General features: G+C 57.9%; 13 protein-coding genes. 6 read left to right on the top strand and 7 right to left on the bottom strand.

Translation table 11 applies throughout. The annotated features are described in order from the left end of the window. Nucleotides 1–212: 212 nt before the first annotated feature. From NPX02_RS10155 to NPX02_RS10145, 3 genes are read right to left on the bottom strand one after another with little or no spacing between them, the layout of a single operon-like run. Complete coding sequence (locus NPX02_RS10155) at nt 213–1364, bottom strand: cation diffusion facilitator family transporter (RefSeq protein WP_260293426.1); 1152 nt, start codon at nt 1362–1364, stop codon at nt 213–215. A gap of 5 nt (nt 1365–1369) precedes the next feature. Next, on the bottom strand, nt 1370–1603 hold the full coding sequence (locus NPX02_RS10150) for a sulfurtransferase TusA family protein (protein ID WP_260293425.1): 234 nt from the start codon (nt 1601–1603) through the stop codon (nt 1370–1372). After that, on the bottom strand, nt 1600–2643 hold the full coding sequence (locus NPX02_RS10145) for a tRNA (5-methylaminomethyl-2-thiouridylate)-methyltransferase (RefSeq protein ID WP_260293424.1): 1044 nt from the start codon (nt 2641–2643) through the stop codon (nt 1600–1602). Before NPX02_RS10145 ends, NPX02_RS10150 begins: the two co-directional genes overlap by 4 nt. Before the next feature lie 369 nt (nt 2644–3012). On the opposite strand from NPX02_RS10145, the gene glyQ reads away from it, so the two are divergent. The 4 genes from glyQ (at nt 3013) to NPX02_RS10125 (ending at nt 7414) form a co-directional block, all read left to right on the top strand. Then, on the top strand, nt 3013–3945 hold the full coding sequence (gene glyQ / locus NPX02_RS10140) for a glycine--tRNA ligase subunit alpha (RefSeq protein WP_260293423.1): 933 nt from the start codon (nt 3013–3015) through the stop codon (nt 3943–3945). A gap of 55 nt (nt 3946–4000) precedes the next feature. Further along, a complete protein-coding gene (glyS, locus tag NPX02_RS10135) occupies nt 4001–6085 on the top strand; it encodes a glycine--tRNA ligase subunit beta (RefSeq protein ID WP_260293462.1) in 2085 nt (694 codons plus the stop codon). A 70-nt stretch (nt 6086–6155) separates the two neighbouring features. Next, nucleotides 6156–6707: a D-glycero-beta-D-manno-heptose 1,7-bisphosphate 7-phosphatase gene (gene gmhB / locus NPX02_RS10130; RefSeq protein ID WP_260293421.1), complete on the top strand. Its 552-nt coding sequence runs from the start codon at nt 6156–6158 to the stop codon at nt 6705–6707. Next, complete coding sequence (locus NPX02_RS10125) at nt 6704–7414, top strand: lysophospholipid acyltransferase family protein (RefSeq protein ID WP_260293419.1); 711 nt, start codon at nt 6704–6706, stop codon at nt 7412–7414. The genes gmhB and NPX02_RS10125 overlap by 4 nt, the downstream gene beginning before the upstream one ends. 101 nt (nt 7415–7515) lie before the next feature. On the opposite strand, the gene gyrB is transcribed toward NPX02_RS10125, so the two are convergent. The 4 genes from gyrB to dnaA all read right to left on the bottom strand — a co-directional run bounded on the left by gyrB (nt 7516) and on the right by dnaA (nt 14358). Continuing rightward, entirely contained in the window at nt 7516–9921 is a 2406-nt protein-coding gene (gyrB, locus tag NPX02_RS10120; protein ID WP_260293418.1) for a DNA topoisomerase (ATP-hydrolyzing) subunit B, read from the bottom strand. 580 nt (nt 9922–10501) lie between these two features. Further along, nucleotides 10502–11572 carry a DNA replication/repair protein RecF gene (recF, locus tag NPX02_RS10115; protein WP_260293417.1) on the bottom strand — a complete coding sequence of 357 codons (1071 nt, stop codon included), beginning with the start codon at nt 11570–11572 and terminating at the stop codon, nt 10502–10504. Nucleotides 11573–11671: 99 nt separating this feature from the next. Next, nucleotides 11672–12772 carry a DNA polymerase III subunit beta gene (gene dnaN / locus NPX02_RS10110; RefSeq protein ID WP_260293416.1) on the bottom strand — a complete coding sequence of 367 codons (1101 nt, stop codon included), beginning with the start codon at nt 12770–12772 and terminating at the stop codon, nt 11672–11674. 224 nt (nt 12773–12996) lie between these two features. Next, nucleotides 12997–14358 (bottom strand): chromosomal replication initiator protein DnaA, encoded by a 1362-nt coding sequence (gene dnaA, locus NPX02_RS10105; RefSeq protein WP_260293415.1) that lies wholly within the window; start codon nt 14356–14358, stop codon nt 12997–12999. A 510-nt stretch (nt 14359–14868) separates the two neighbouring features. On the opposite strand from dnaA, the gene rpmH reads away from it, so the two are divergent. Next, on the top strand, nt 14869–15003 hold the full coding sequence (gene rpmH, locus NPX02_RS10100) for a 50S ribosomal protein L34 (RefSeq protein WP_260293414.1): 135 nt from the start codon (nt 14869–14871) through the stop codon (nt 15001–15003). Between the two features lie 14 nt (nt 15004–15017). Continuing rightward, on the top strand, nt 15018–15389 hold the full coding sequence (rnpA, locus tag NPX02_RS21615) for a ribonuclease P protein component (RefSeq protein ID WP_260293413.1): 372 nt from the start codon (nt 15018–15020) through the stop codon (nt 15387–15389). The last annotated feature ends 78 nt before the right edge of the window (nt 15390–15467 follow it).

Here is a 15467-nt window from a genome sequence, read left to right as displayed (position 1 = left end):
GGTCAGGACATCGTTTGACTCCCCATCCCCGACCGGACGGACGATTTTACTACGATTCCACCGGAGGCGGGAAACGGAAATAATTACAGGGGATTAGCGTCCCTTGCCAGTGGCCGATGGCCCGGGGTCCGGGTCGCAGAAGCAGCGGCTCCGGTATTGACCCGGCAACACAGCGCACCAAAATAAAGCAAAGATGCACCACGATAGTGCAATTAGCCGTAGTAGACCCTGATCACACCAAACTCCGGCATTTCCGCCGCCTTATCCTGGAGTGCCTGCTTAAATGCCTGCCGCGCATCCTCTCCAGCCAGGTCCTGCAGCGAGAAGTAGACATCCACATTGATCTTGCCTGCCAGATAATGGAGCACAACCCGGCGCCGCTTCTCCGCGCCGGGGATGACCCGCCACTGCTGCGCCAGCAGCTTTTCCGCCATTGACCGGAGGGGCAGGCCCTCGCAGGGTACCCCCTTCTCATCGTCCTCCGGATCGATATGTACGGTGACGTCCATCACCTCGCTGATCTCTTCCAGCAGCCGGTCGATCACCGTCTGGCCGATCATGTGCCCCTCGGAAACACTCAGCCAGGGCTCCACCAGGATATGCACATCCACACTCGCCTCGCCACCGATGCGGCGGGTCCGCAGCATGTGGATATCCATGACCCCGCCGATCTGATGAATAATCTCGCGGATACGCTCCAGGCGCTCCTCGTCCAGCCCCTCATCGACCAGCTCCTGGAACGCCGGCCAGCTCAGATCCCAGCCGATCTTGGCGATCATCAGCCCGACCCCGACGGCGGCGATGGCATCCAGATAGGGCAGTCCGGCCATGGTGCCACCGACGCCGACCAGCACCACCACCGAGGAAAGGGCGTCCGAGCGGTGGTGCCAGGCGTTGGCCTGCAGCAGGTCGGACTTGATCTGGCGCGCTACCCGCGCGGTGTAGTGGTAGAGCGCCTCATTGGCGACGATCGAGAACAGGGCGGCGTACAGGGCCAGCGGTTTCGGATGCAGCAGGGCCTCCGGGGCAAACAGCCGTTCCGCCGCATCCCAGGTGATGCCGATCGCCACCAATCCCAGCAGGATACCCAGCCCCAGTGTGCCGGCTGTTTCAAAGCGACCGTGGCCGTAGGGGTGGGCTTTGTCGGGACCATGGTGGGCCTGCTTGGCGGCAAAGTAGACCAGGCCATCCGATAGCAAATCTGACAGCGAGTGGATACCGTCGGCCACCAGGGCCTGGGACTGGGCCAGCACGCCGATGAGGGTCTTGCTCACTGTCAGCACCAGGTTGACCAGCACCCCCACGACGGTGATGCGCTGGATGGCCCGGTAGCGGAGGCGCTTTTGCTCGGCGATCTGGTCCATTCCGCTCAGCTCTCCTCGCCCACCTCGACCACAATGATGTATTCGTTGCCCTCGGTCCGGGTCTCGATCAGTTTGTGGCCGTTGATGCGGCACCAGGCGGGGATGTCGCTGAGCGCCCCCGGATCGGTGCAGATCGCCTCGACCCGGGTGCCCGGGGGCAGCTCCTTGACCCGGTTCTGTACCCGGATCACCGGCATCGGACAAAGCAGCCGGCGCGCGTCCACGATCACAGGGCTCATATGTACCACTCCTGGGGGATCTCTTCGGCGGTCAGCGGCTTGACCGACAACTGCTGCTGACTGCCATCCAGCGCGGTCACGGTCAGTTCCACCCGCTCGGCCTGTTTGCCCTGGCTGAAACGGGCCACCAGCCGGGCCGCCAGGGCGATATCATCGTCGTCCACGGTGCCGTCCAGCAGTGCCAGCGGTCCGGCATGGCTGGTGGTGAGCAGGCTCACATACTGCTTGCGATAGCCCTGGAGAAAATTCCCCTCCCCCTCTTCACGGGAGATGATCACCTTGAAATGGGGCCGTAGCCGCAGGTGCCGGCCTACCTTCAGCAGCATGATGTCATCCATCTCGTACTGCTTTTCACCCCGCGCCTGCCACAGGTCGGCCAGCTTGACCGCGTACTGGGCGTCGGTCAGGAAACAGCAGCCACCGGCCGGTTGGGCATAGTCCTCCAGCCCGAACTGCTCCGCCAGCGCCATCTGCGGCTTGCGGCTGCGGCCATTGAATCCGTACAGCTGGTCACGGCTGATCCAGCCTTCGCGTTCCGGCAGGGTCGCCGGCAGGTTCCGCCCCGACAGCGGCCGCACCAGGCGATCCTCGGCACCGGACTCCCGGGCCACCACCGGCATGGTGTCCTTGCGCTGGGACATGGGGCGCTGACCGACCACTTCGCCGGTGATGATGAAATCGAAACCGTTCTCTGCAATCCACTCATGGGCCTTCTTCACCATGAAGATCTTGCAATCCAGGCAGGGATTGAGATTGGCCCCATAACCGTGCTTCGGGTTGAGTACGATATCCTTGTACTCCTCGACGATGTCGACGATATGCAGTTTGATCCCCAGCTGCTCGGCGACCCACAGGGCGTTGTTGCGTTTCACCCGGCTCCGGTCCTTCTGGCGGATGGCATGGGTGTGGCCTTCCACACAGAACCCGGTGAAGAAATTGATTCCTTCCACATGGATACCCTGCTGCTGGATCACCTTGGCGGCCAATAGTGAGTCCAGGCCACCGGAGATGAGGGCTACGGCCTTGCGTTGTCTGGTCATGATGGTAAAAGTGTCAGGAGGTGTCTCGGCCTGATATTGTAAGCGTTTGAGTCGCTTCACTTCAAAGAAATGTTCAGACTCAACAATCCAGCGCCAAAACGATATACTGCGCTGATTACTTTTTCCTTTGTACTACTCACCCGGCCTGCAAGCGATTGGCCTGGCTTGTTAGCCGATCTTGATGGCGCCTCGAATCCGGTTCCTTTTTCAGATTCAAGCCTGCCCTTGTCTGAGCGAAGCGAGTTTGGGCAGGTGCTGAAAAAGGAGCCGAATTCGAGGAAACAAGCCATCGTGGGAGGCCGGCAAGGCAGGCCAATCACCCTATGAGTAGTTACTTTCCTTATTATATATAGAGCCTTAACCTGAACTATGACGAATTCGAATAATGGCCCTGACGCATCAACCTTCCAGGGTCTGATTTTTGCCCTTGAGCGCTACTGGGCGGAACAGGGTTGTGTGATCCTGCAGCCCTACGACATGGAGGTGGGCGCCGGCACCTTCCATACCGCCACCTTCCTGCGCTCCATCGGACCGGAACCCTGGAATGCCGCCTATGTGCAGCCCTCGCGCCGCCCCACCGATGGCCGCTACGGCGACAATCCCAACCGCCTGCAGCACTACTATCAGTTCCAGGTGGCGCTGAAGCCGTCCCCGCTGAACATCCAGGAGCTCTATCTGGGCTCGCTCGAGATGCTCGGGCTCGACACCCGGGTGCATGATATCCGCTTTGTCGAGGACAACTGGGAATCCCCCACCCTCGGGGCCTGGGGCCTGGGTTGGGAGGTGTGGCTGAACGGCATGGAGGTGACCCAGTTCACCTATTTCCAGCAGGTGGGGGGAATCGACTGCCGGCCGGTCACCGGTGAGATCACCTATGGCCTGGAGCGCATCGCCATGTACCTGCAGAATGTGGAGAGCGTGTTCGATCTGGTCTGGACCCACGGGCCCCAGGGCCCGGTCACCTACGGCGACGTGTTTCACCAGAACGAGGTGGAGCAGTCCGCCTACAACTTCGAGCACGCGGATGTGGATTACCTGTTTGGCACGTTCGATCAGTGTGAACGGGAGAGCAGCAAACTGATCGGGCTCGGCCTGCCGCTGCCCGCCTATGAGCAGGTGCTGAAGGCCTCCCACGCGTTCAATCTGCTGGACGCCCGCCACGCCATCTCGGTGACCGAGCGGCAGCGCTATATCCTGCGCGTGCGCACCCTGGCACGGGCCGTGGCCCAGGCCTATTACGACGCCCGGGAAAAACTGGGCTTCCCCATGCTTAAGAATCAGAAGGAGCAGGCCCGTGGCTGACAATTTCGTCGGGAATGAAATTGGACGGCCGGAGGCCGCCCGCAAGGATCGCGCCATGGAAGGCGCCAGTCAATGTGCCGATCTGCTGTTTGAACTCGGCACCGAAGAGCTGCCTCCGGTCGCCCTGAAAAGACTCTCCGATGCCCTCACCTGGGCATTCGTGGAAGGCTTGCAGCGGGCCAATCTGCAGCACGGCCCGGTGCACGCCTATGCCACACCCCGACGGCTCGCCCTGTGGGTGGAGGCCTGCGCCACGGCCCAGCCGGACCGTGCCACCGAACGCCGGGGCCCGGCCGTGCAGGCCGCCTTTGATGCCGAGGGCAACCCGACCCGGGCGGCGCAGGGATTTGCCCGCTCCTGTAACACCGGTGTCGACCAGCTGGAACGGCTCACCACCGACAAGGGCGAGTGGCTGGTGTACAACTTTCAGGAACTGGGCAAACCGACCGCCGAACTGCTCCCCGGCATCGCCGAGGAGGCGCTCAACCGCCTCCCCATCCCCAAGCGGATGCGCTGGGGGGCGTCGGAGGCGCAGTTTGTACGCCCGGTGCAGTGGCTGCTGTTCCTGCTCGGCGAGCAGGTGGTTCCCTGTCGACTACTGGATACCGAGGCCGGCAATCTGACCCATGGCCACCGCTTCCACCATCCCCAGGCCCTCCGTATCGAACACCCGGCGCAATATGCCGAGGTACTCCGGGAGCAGGGCCGGGTGATTGCCGACTTTGCCCAACGTCGGGAGAAGATCCGCCGCCAGGTTGCCCAGACCGCCGACGCCATCGGCGGCCACGCACCCATCGACGAGGCGCTGCTGGACGAGGTGACCGGCCTGGTGGAGTGGCCGGTACCGATCTCGGCCGGTTTCGAAGAGCGTTTCCTGGAAGTTCCCCACGAGGCGCTCATCAGCACCATGAAAAAGAACCAGAAATATTTCCATCTGGTTGACGCGCAGGGACGGCTGATGAATCACTTCATCACCATTGCCAATATCGACAGCCCGAAACCCGAACTGATCAAGGAGGGTAATGAGCGGGTGGTCCGGCCGCGCCTGAGCGATGCCATGTTCTTCTGGCAACAGGACGGCAAGCGCACCCTCGACAGCCGCATCGACTCCCTCAAGGGCGTCCTGTTTCAGCAGAAGCTCGGCTCCATGCACGACAAGAGTGTACGGGTCGCCGCCCTGGCCGGAGTCATTGCCGGGCATATCGGCGGGGACCGCGCCGCGGCGGAAAAGGCCGGCATGTTGAGCCGCTGCGATCTGATGACCGAGATGGTGTACGAATTCCCCGAGATGCAGGGCATCATGGGACGCTACCAGGCGAAGCGGGATGGTGAATCCGATGAGATCGCCCAGGCGCTGGATGAATTCTATATGCCCCGCTTCTCCGGTGACGATCTCCCCCGCACCCGTACCGGTATTGCGGTGTCCCTGGCGGAGCGCCTGGATACCCTGGTGGGGATCTTCGGTATCGGCATGAAGCCAACCGGCGACAAGGACCCGTTTGCCCTGCGCCGCGCCGCGCTGGGCGCACTGCGCATCATGCGTGAGCACTCACTCGCGCTCGATCTCAGGCAGTTGTTGGAATATGCGGTGGAGCAGCTGCGCCCGGCCATCACTGAACCGGACTGTGCCGAAGAGGTGTACGGCTTTATGCTGGAGCGCCTGAAGGGTATCTATCTCGACCAGCAGATAGCGGTGGATCTGTTTGAAGCGGTGGCTGCGATCCGGCCCGACTCGATCGCCGATTTTGATCGTCGGGTGCAGGCCGTGGTGGCCTTCCGCACGCTCACCGCGGCAGATGCGCTGGCGGCCGCCAACAAGCGTATCCACAATATCCTCAAGAAGAGTGCGCAGGCCATTCCGCCAGAGGTCGACCCAGACCTGTTCGACTCACCGCAGGAGCAAACGCTCTATTCGGTCATCGAACAGAAACGCAATGAGATCGCTCCGCTGATGGCCGACGCCGCCTACGAGCAGGTGCTGCAGAGTCTGGCTACCCTGCAGGCGCCGGTGGATCAGTTTTTTGATCAGGTGATGGTGATGGCGGACAATCCCGCCATCCGCACCAACCGCCTGGCGCTGCTCAACCGCCTCAACAAGCTGTTTCTCGGGGTGGCCGACATATCAATTCTCCAATCATAGGCTAACCTCAAACTACAGGCATTGTTAACAACCGATATGAACGTAGTAAGTACTTGCTAACATAGATGAAATGAAGCTGATAATCCTCGACCGAGATGGCGTCATTAATGAAGACTCGGATGCGTTCATCAAATCACCCGATGAATGGCTTCCCATACCGGGCAGTCTTCAGGCCGTGGCGAAACTGAATCAGGCGGGCTACCGAGTGGTGATAGCCACCAATCAATCCGGTCTGGCCCGGGGCCTGTTCACTATCGATGCGCTCAACGCCATCCATAACAAGATGCACCTGGCCCTGGCCTGCGAAGGTGGACACATCGATGGGCTCTTTTTCTGCCCCCATGGACCGGACGACAATTGTGAGTGCCGTAAACCCAGGCCGGGCCTGCTGCTGCAGATCAGTGAACGCTTCTATTCCGGCCTGGAAGGGATTCCCTGCATCGGCGACAGCCTGCGCGATCTTGAGTCCGCCCTGGCCGTCGGCGCACGCCCGATACTGGTGCGCACCGGCAAGGGCAGGAAAACCGAGGCCGACCCCCGGCTCCATCCCACCATCCCGGTCCATGACAATCTGAGCGATGCGGTCGATGCATTGTTGAGTGAAGAAGAACCCGAACAATGATCCTGCTTCGATCTCTGCTCTATCTGGTGAGCCTGGTGCTCACCACGCTGATACTCGCGGGCCTGTTATCCATCGTCGGCTGGGTGTTGCCCTACCGGCAGCGCTGCCGGATCGCCAATGCCTGGGGTGCGGTCAATCTCTGGTGTCTCAAGTACTTTTGCGGTCTCGGGTATCAGATTGAGGGTCTTGAAAAGGTCCCCGAATCGGGGGCGATTGTCCTGGCCAAGCATCAATCCGCCTGGGAGACCATGGCGTTGCGAGCGCTGCTGCCACCCGAACAGGCCTGGGTGCTGAAACGCGAGCTCATGTGGGTCCCCTTTTTCGGCTGGGCGGCCGCTACCGTGCAGCCGATCGCCATCAATCGCAAGGCCGGCAGCAAGGCGGCGCGCCAGGTAATCGAAACCGGCATCGTGCGGCTGCAGCAGAGGCGGCTGGTGGTGATATTTCCGGAGGGGACCCGGGTTGCCCCCGGGGAACGGCGGCGTTATGGCCTGGGAGGGGCGCTGCTGGCCGAAAAGAGCGGCGTCCCGGTTATCCCCATTGCACACAACGCGGGCTCCTTCTGGCGCCGCCGTGACATCCGTAAATACCCGGGCGTCATCAAGGTGGTGGTCGGTGACCCCATTCCCTCGGCCGGGCGAAAGGCCGCCGACATCAACAGGGATGTGGAGAGCTGGATAGAGAACACCATGTCCCAGATACAATAGAGCGGAAGTAAGTATTCACTTACAAGATAGCGGATCGACACCCGTTCGAGTAAATAAAAAGGGGCCGTGAGGCCCCTTTTGATCCATCCCCTGGCCGGTGATCAGACGTCCAGATTCTCCACCGTCAGGGCATTCTTCTCGATGAAGTCCCTGCGCGGTTCCACCTGGTCGCCCATCAGGGTGGTGAATATTTCATCCGCGCCGACCGCGTCTTCAATCCTCACCTGCAGCAGGCGCCGGGACTCCTGGTTCATGGTGGTTTCCCAGAGCTGGTCCGGATTCATCTCGCCCAAGCCTTTATAGCGCTGGATGTGCTGACCCCGTTTCGCCTCTTCCATCAGCCAACCGAGGGCCTGGGAGAAGCTGCTGATATCACTCTGGCGTTCACCACGTTTGATAAAGGCACCCTCGGAGAGCAGGCCATCCAGCTTCTCCCCCATGTCCGCCATTCTTCGATAGTCGCTGCTACTGAAAAAGTCGAGAGGGATGGCCGATTCCGTATTGATCCCGTGCACATACTGGGTGACATTGATCTGGGCCGGCAGGTCATCCTGGGCCGGTTGCGCGCGAATCTCAAACCGGTTGGAGATATTCTGCTCGGCATTCAGTCGCGACTCCAGCTCACCCAACCATTCCGTATAACCCTGCGGGTCGGCGATCAGCTCTTCGCCGAGACGGGGCATGTAGATCAGCTTCTCTATCACCGCCGCATCATACCGTTTACCCACGCGCTTCACCGTCGCCATGGTTGAGAGATGCTGTTTGGAGAGCTCCTCCAGGGAGACGCCCCCCAGAGCCGGTGCCTCGCTGCTCACGTGGAGTTCCGCATTATCCAGTGCCGCCTGCAGGAGATAGGCGTTCAGGTCGTTATCGTCTTTCAGATATTGTTCTTGTTTGCCCTTCTTCACCTTGTACAGTGGCGGTTGGGCGATATAGATATGGCCCCGCTCAATCAGTTCGTGCATCTGCCGGTAAAAGAAGGTCAGTAACAGGGTGCGGATATGGGCACCGTCCACATCGGCATCGGTCATGATAATGATTCGGTGGTAGCGCAGTTTATTCGGATCGAACTCCTCCCGGCCAATACCGCAGCCAAGCGCGGTGATCAGGGTGCCGACCTCCGCCGAAGAGAGCATCTTATCGAACCGCGCCTTCTCGACATTCAGGATCTTCCCCTTCAGCGGCAGTATCGCCTGGGTGCGGCGATCCCGCCCCTGCTTGGCGGAACCCCCGGCGGAATCACCCTCGACAAGGTAGATCTCGCACAGCGAGGGATCCTTCTCCTGGCAGTCGGCGAGTTTCCCCGGCAGGCCGGCCACATCCAGGACACCCTTGCGGCGGGTCATCTCCCGGGCCTTGCGTGCCGCCTCGCGCGCGCGCGCCGCCTCGATCATCTTGCCCGCGATCTGCCTGGCTTCGGCAGGATTTTCCAGCAGAAATGCACTCAGTCGATCGGCCAGCACCGATTCAACGATCCCCTTCACTTCCGAGGAGACCAGCTTGTCCTTGGTCTGCGAGGAGAACTTCGGATCGGGCACTTTCACCGACAGTACCGCCGTCAGCCCTTCACGGGCATCGTCACCCGAGGTGTTGACCTTCTGCTTTTTATCCAACCCGGCCTGATCGATGTACTGGTTCAGGGTCCGGGTCAGGCCGGCACGAAAACCGGCCAGATGGGTGCCCCCATCCCGCTGCGGAATATTATTGGTAAAGCAGAATATATTCTCCTGGTAGGACTCATTCCACTGCATAGCCAGTTCCACCACCACGGTATCCTTCTCGACCGAGAAGTTAAAAACCGATTCATGCAGTGGGGTCTTTTTTCGGTTGAGGTGTTGAACGAAGGCCCTGATCCCTCCCTCATACTCGAACAGATCCTGTCTGTCGTTCCGTTCATCGGTGAGTTTGATCCGCACACCGGAATTCAGAAAGGAGAGTTCTCGCAGGCGTTTGGCGAGCAGGTCATAGTGATACTCGATATTCGTGAAGGTCAGATTGCTGGCCTTGAAGATGATTTCGGTACCCGATTTATCCGTATCGCCTACCACGGCCAGGGGCGCCTGGGGCTCTCCGTGGACATATTCCTGGTAGTGGGTATGTCCATTGCGGTGGATGTAGAGTTTGAGATTCTCTGACAGGGCATTCACCACCGATACGCCGACTCCGTGCAATCCGCCCGAAACCTTGTAGGAGTTATCGTCGAACTTACCCCCGGCATGCAGCACCGTCAGGATCACCTCGGCGGCGGAGCGACCCTCTTCCGGATGAATATCCACGGGAATCCCCCGACCATTGTCCGTCACCTTGACGGTTTCGTCGTCGATGATCGAAACCGTAATTTCGGTGCAATGTCCTGCCAGCGCTTCGTCTATCGAGTTATCTACGACTTCAAACACCATATGGTGAAGACCAGTTCCATCATCGGTATCACCAATATACATACCTGGCCGTTTACGTACCGCATCCAGCCCTTTCAACACCTTGATATTTGACGAGTCGTAGGTCATATAGCACTCCTGTTAACGAACGGCCCATTATACACCATGCCGCCTGCAGATTTATTCATAAATCACCGATGTTCCACGTGGAACACCTTAGGGTCTGGAAAGCACACCCAGTTACAGATTGCGCCGGATATTCGGTTGCCTTCAAGACGCGCCTAGTCACACTATGTAAGCCTTGGCGTAACGCCAAAGGCCCAGGAAAAGACCAACAAGTCGGGATGGTTATAGCGCAAGTTTCGGAGTGTAACTATTCAGCACCCAAGCTTCAGTCGTGGATACGGGGTGTTTGTGGAAAGAGCCTCTACGGCAGGGATACCATAGTGGAGCCTACAGGGATTTATTTACGGTGTCTCTTGGAACAAATTCCCCGTAACCGTGACGGCGCCGAACCTTAAGTTGAACATGCTGAATAGTTACTTAGGAGTTCAAAAGGCGTCGTTCAGGGCAGGCTACCCCCATTCAGGGACACGCTGTGAGTACATCCCTGTACCACTCCTACTACCTCCGACGGTCCCTGAATGGGGGTAGCCCGCCCGGCATCTGGAACTGAACTCGCTAACATGATCTATAGATTGACCAGCCTTCAGCTCACATGATCAGTCGGTTTGACCGTCCCCGATTCGATACGGATCTCATTCATCTCTATGTCGCCCACCTCACCAGGTCGATCGGTTGCGGTGATAAACGCCTGACAGCCGATCTGATTTATGCGCCTCAGCAATCTGTCCCGGTTTTCCGCATCGAGCTCGGCCACCAGGTCGTCAAAGAGGAGGATAGGCATGATACCCGTCCGCTTTTGGGTAATGGCCGCCTGGGCCAGATGCAGTGCGGAGATAATCATCTTTTGCTGGCCACGGGAGATGGAGGTGAAGGCCGAACGCCCCTCAAACAGCAAACGGATATCAGCCCGATGGGGACCCACCTGGGTGTAACCCTGTTTTATGTCGGAGGGCTCTCTCTGTTTAAGTGCCGATGCCAGGGATACCCCCTCGTCCCACCCCCGCTTCCAGGATATTTCGATCTTGCTGTCGATATTCAACTGCGCCAGTTCGTCTTTGAAGGTACTTTGCAGAAGGTTGAAATAATCCTCGCGTAGCCTATTCATCTCCTCGCCGAAACCACCGACGATCTGATTCCAGCTCGATACCGTGCCAGGATCGGTCTTCAACAGACTGTTCCTCTGCTTCAGTGCCTTGCAGAATTTTTTATAATTCGGGTAATAGGAAGGTTCCACGTGGAACACACCCCATTCCACGAATCGGCGCCGATACTCGGGACCCCGTTCGAGTATCTCATGTGACATGGGGGTGAGTATCTGCAGCGGAGTCATCTTGGCGATATCGGAAAGCTTCGTGATGCTCTCGCCGTCGATCTTGATGATTGTCTGGCTGGCGCTCTTATGTATCCCGATCCGGTGTTCACGCGCCAGGGAAGAGATAGCGAACAGGGTCAGCGATTTCTCACCATGCTGTACCACGGGGCCAAATTTTGATGTGCGAAAGGAGCGCCCTCGCCCGAGCATGTAGATCGCTTCAAGTAAGGTGCTTTTTCCCGAACCGTTTTTTCCGGTTACAACATTGATCCCAGCTGCAAATCGTATATCGGCCTCAGCGATGTTTCTGAGATGCTGGATTTTGATCTGCTTGATAGTCACGGGAGGTTCCCGTTATTCGGGCGGGTGGATAGGGGACTGGCTATCTCACCAGTCCCGATACAAGGAGTCTACCGGGGTTTCCCGACAGCCTCCCAGGAGCTAAAGCCGCATCGGCATAATGACATATCGACTCTGCTCACTATCCATGTTCTGAATGAGACAACTGCTGTTGGAATCACTGAGCGACAGCTTCACCGATTCAGTATCGATAACGTTCAGGACCTCGATCAGGTAACCCACATTAAAACCGATAACCAGTTGGTCACCCTGGTAGTCGATCTCCATCTCATCCTCGGCCTCTTCCTGTTCCGGGTTATGGGCGAGCAATTTCAACAGGCCACTGGAAAACTGGAATCGTATCCCCCGATATTTTTCGTTGGACAGGATGGAGGTGCGCATCAGAGCCTGCTTGAGATCATCCCGATCCGCGGTGATCTCCTTGTCCGTGTTGCTCGGGATAACACGCTGATAATCCGGAAATTTACCATCGATAAGCTTGGAGGTGAAACTGGTCTCCCCCATGGTGAAGCGGATGTGATTGCTGCTGACGTCGATCTCGATCGGCTCGTCGCTTTCACTCAGCAGGCGGGCGAGCTCCAGGACCGCCTTTCTTGGCAAGATGACCTGCAGGCCGGTCTCCTGCCCCAGGGCACATTCGGCTTCACTGAGGGCGAGGCGATGTCCGTCGGTCGCTACCGCGCGGATAAGCCCCTCGTTCATTTCGATCAGTAATCCGTTCAGGTAGTAGCGGACATCCTGAATGGCCATGGCGAACTGGGTTTTTTCTATAAGCCGCTTTAATATCTTTTGAGTCACCGTGAACCGGTGGCTGCTGGCCGATGGTTCGATGGATGGGTAGTCGTTGGCGGGCAAGACCCCCAAGGTGAATCGACTTCTCCCCGACTTGATGACGACCCGTTCGTTTTCGATATTGAGTTCAATGGTGGCGTCATCCGGCAGTGCCTTGCAGATATCGAGCAGTTTTCTTGCCGGGAGGGTGAAATCCACTTCGCCGTCGCAATCCACCACGCTGGTGGTTTTCATCTCGACTTCAAGGTCTGTTGCGGTAATGGTGACTTTTCCATTGCCTGCATTGATCAGGACATTCGCAAGAATCGGTAGGGTCTGTCTTCTCTCCACAACTCCACCTACTTGTTGAAGTGGTTTAAGCAGATTATCCCTGGTCGTGACGATCTTCATGGCGAAGTACTCTTTAATAGATATAAAATATTTATATAGATTTACTGTTATTATTACACAGCACGATTACTGTTGATCAATCATTATTTCTTGTTGTTTATCAATTAGTTATGCCGGTTTTTAGCTGTTGATAACAGCGGTATGCATCATGAAAGAGATGTTGATCATCTGTGGATAACTAAAGCATGCTGTTTTGCCGCAAAAACATCAACAGTTTATCCACATTAACTGGTGAGAGTTCTTAACAGGTTTCCATAGTCCTCTTCAACCCGATTGTCCCCCTCTTTCAGCTCGGCGATTTTGCGCGTTGCGTAGAGTACCGTCGTATGGTCGCGACCGCCGAAGGCCTCACCTATCTCCGGAAGGCTGTGATTGGTCAGCTCCTTTGCCAGGGTCATGGCGATCTGGCGTGGCCGGGCGATGGTGCGGCTGCGCTTGGCAGAGAGCAGCTCGGAGGTGCGGATCTTGTAGTACTCGGCGACGGTCTTCTGGATATTCTCTATGGTGACTTGCTTATCCTGCGCCGCCAGCATGTCTCGCAGGGCATCCTTGGCAAACTCCTGGGTAATGGGACGCCCGGTAAACTCCGCATTGGCAATAATACGCCGCAGTGCCCCTTCCAGTTCGCGGATATTTGAACGTACCCTTTTGCCGATAAAGAAGGCCACCTCATTGGGTAGATCCACCCCAAACAGCTGATCGGCCTTGCTCTTCAGGATGGCGACCCGGGTCTCAAGATCGGGCGGTTCGATGGCCACCGTCAGGCCCCAGCCAAAACGGGACTTGAGCCGCTCCTCGAGGCCGGAAACCTCCTTGGGAAAGCGATCGCTGGAAAGGATGATCTGCTGCTGGGATTCGAACAGCGCATTGAAGGTGTGGAAGAACTCCTCCTGGGAGCGCTCCTTGCCGGCAAAGAACTGCACATCGTCGATCAGCAGGGCGTTGACGCTGCGGAAGCGGCGCTTGAATTCGTCGATGGTGTTGTGCTGAAGCGCCTTCACCATCTGGGCGACGAAGCCCTCGGAATGGACATAGACGACGCGGGCGCGGGGATTGGTTTTCACAATCATGTTGCCGACGGCGTGCATCAGATGGGTCTTGCCCAGTCCCACCCCGCCATAGATGAACAGCGGATTATAGGCGGTGCCGGGGTTCTCGCCGATCTGTATCGAGGCGGCCCTGGCCAACTGATTCGACTTTCCCTCAACAAAGGTCTCGAAGACAAAGTTGGGATTGAGGTTGCTCGGCATCGGTGAGTCCTCACTCTGACGCACGTTGGTCCGGGCGCCCTGAAGGCGCCGGTGGGAGGGCGCCTCCGGGTGGGCTTCCACCGCGGGCTGGACGGTGGCCTTGCTGCCGATCTCCAGCGAAATGGTGGGTGCATTGGCGCCGGCGATACTCTGCAGATATTCGGTGATATCGCCAAGGTAGTGATTCTGCACCCAGTTGAGCACGAACTGGTTGGGTGCCAGTAAGCGGATGCTGTGTGCATCCTCTACGGACTGCAGGGGGCGAATCCAGGTATTGAATTGCTGCTGAGGCAGATCATGCTCGAGCCGGTCAGTGCATTTGCTCCAAAAATTCACGCTTGATGTACTCTCTTGTTCTGAAACGAGAAAGGATTTCCCCTTTTCACAGTAGGTGTAGGGATCCGGCGATTTTTGCTGCTGATCCACACGGCTGAAAGGCCTGGATTTGACCACGGATTGTCGGCCTGCCTTGAGGATTACTTCTGTGTGACCGGAAACTGTGGAGGCAAAAGTTTACTCCGCTTCCGCCGCCTTATCCACAGCTTTTACGCATCGGTAAATGGGTTGCGGCACCGGCAAGGTTGACCGAGGCATGCAGCTAGATGATTGTTATTAAAGATGTTTTCTTGTTACCGGCGACACCCGTCGCGGTGCCCGGCGTTTTTTCCACGGCGCTTTTGCCGGCCGCCGATAGTTTGTGATAAATCAGCGGGTTAGCGCCGCTTGCGCGGCCGCATTTTTGTTGACATCCGCTAGTCCGGCATCGTACTATACGCGCCCTTTTTCAGGGGCTTTTTCTGCGCTTGTTTAGTCAAGGCCTTCTTAATCATTTACCTGGTATTAGTCATGAAAAGAACTTTTCAGCCGAGCAATTTGAAGCGTGCACGTACTCACGGTTTCCGCGCCCGCATGGCAACACGCAATGGCCGCAAGATCATCAATGCCCGTCGTGCAAAAGGACGTGATTGTCTCGCATCCTGAGTTTCTGACCTGCTTTGCACACTGGCAGGGCAAGTTTCGGTCGGGCTCTGCGGCTACTAAAACCTGTTGAATTCAAACGGGTTTTTCAGAATTCTCGCAGATCATCAGACCGCTGCTTTACGGTGTTGTTCCTGCCTAATGACAGGCCCGATGCCCGTTTGGGGACAGCAGTTGCCAAAAAAATTCTGCGGCGGGCGGTTGACCGAAACCGGGTCAAGCGGCTGATCAGAGAGAGCTTTAGACTCAGGCAGCACGATTTAGCGGGTTTGGATCTGGTGGTGATGTGCGCGCGCGGAATAGACCTTTCCAATCTGCAGCAACTGCGGGACTCGCTCGACAGGCACTGGACAAAGGCCGCTCAGGCTAAATCCGTTGTCAGGGATTGAGGCCGGAAAAAATCTCCGCTTAAGCATGATTTCAGTCCATAATACGCCCTTTGCCAAACCGGCCGACGCAACTTCCAA

It is taken from the genome of Sedimenticola hydrogenitrophicus, from assembly GCF_025175675.1.
In the GTDB taxonomy this organism is placed as follows: domain Bacteria; phylum Pseudomonadota; class Gammaproteobacteria; order Chromatiales; family Chromatiaceae; genus Sedimenticola; species Sedimenticola hydrogenitrophicus.
The sequence above is the reverse complement of the archived record's forward strand: the minus strand, read 5'-3'. Positions and strand labels throughout refer to the sequence as shown.